The organism is Streptomyces sparsogenes subsp. cuspidosporus, from assembly GCF_039532705.1.
Taxonomy (GTDB): domain Bacteria; phylum Actinomycetota; class Actinomycetes; order Streptomycetales; family Streptomycetaceae; genus Streptomyces; species Streptomyces sparsogenes.
Map to the genome: position 1 here is coordinate 1 of NZ_BAAASD010000140.1, position 760 is coordinate 760.

Annotated in this window: 1 protein-coding gene; it reads right to left on the reverse strand. The window is 69.7% G+C overall.

Annotated elements, in window-relative coordinates; genetic code table 11:
* Positions 1 to 535 (reverse strand): TIGR00366 family protein (locus tag ABFY07_RS42730; RefSeq protein ID WP_346179619.1); only part of this gene is annotated, 535 nt, incomplete at its 3' end.
* Positions 536 to 760: the final 225 nt, after the last annotated feature.

The window sequence follows — 760 nt, forward strand, 5'->3', positions numbered from 1 at the left end:
TGCCGAGGCCGAGGAAGGCCATGGCTCCGATGGCGCGGTAGTCGACGCCGGCCAGCCGGCGGGCGATCTCCTTGGCGAGGATGGCGGTGAAGACGAGGCTGAAGGCCCAGTTCACATACGCCGTGGCCATGGCCACCGCGGCGGTGAACGTGATGGCGCCGCGCGGGGTCCGGGGCAGGGCGGCGAGCCGGACGATGAGGCGGGCCATCGGCGGCGAGACCGCGACCGCGTAGCCCGCGATGACGATGATCGCCATCTGCAGGGTGAACTCTATGAGCGACCAGAACCCCTTGCCCCAGGCGTCCACCAGGCCGAACCCGCTGGTCGCCTTCGGGTCGCCCGGCGTGCCGAGCAGGCTCTCCCCCGAGACCAGCCCCAGGCCGAGCACCACGAACGTGCCGATCAGAACGAAGCCGAGAGCGTCCGGCAGCCACTTCTCGGAGAAGCGGGTGAACCGCAACGCCAGCCGGGCGAGCCAGGTCTCCCCGCCGCCGTTCACCTCCGCTTCCGACGTCTTGAGGGGGTTCGTGGTCATACGGATCTCCTGTTCGTTCGGGTTCACCCGGCTTCGCGCGCCTTGCCGGGCCCGTGAGTGTGGTGCTGTCACGGCCCGATCGATGGCGAGGCAGGGCGCGCAAGATACTGATGGGGGCTGATCGAACGAGGCAATAGGGAGACCGCACACCGGTTTCCGCCGGACCATGTGGGAGTTGCCCATGGGCGATCACCGGAGGGGGCGGCCATCCGCAGGGGGCGTCCG